At 55.2% G+C, this 232-nt stretch carries 1 protein-coding gene; it reads left to right on the forward strand.

Annotated elements, in window-relative coordinates:
- A partial coding sequence (locus Q4563_RS23010) for an aconitase family protein (protein WP_303606201.1) occupies window positions 1-189 on the forward strand: 189 nt, incomplete at its 5' end.
- Between the last annotated feature and the right edge of the window lie 43 nt (window positions 190-232).

Consider the following 232-nt stretch of genomic DNA (forward strand, 5'->3'; position numbering starts at 1 on the left):
GAGCCAGGGTGTTCCATGTGTCTGGCAATGAACGCTGACAAGCTCGGTAACGGTGAGCATTGTGCTTCCACCTCTAACCGCAACTTTGAAGGTCGTCAGGGGTATGGCGGCCGGACGCATCTGGTCAGCCCGGCAATGGCCGCTGCCGCTGCTGTTGCAGGCCATTTTGTTGACGTTCGCGAATTCTGATCCGGAGAAATAGCATGAAAGCATTTACTGTACACACCGGCAT

Source organism: Gilvimarinus sp. 1_MG-2023 (genome assembly GCF_030548285.1).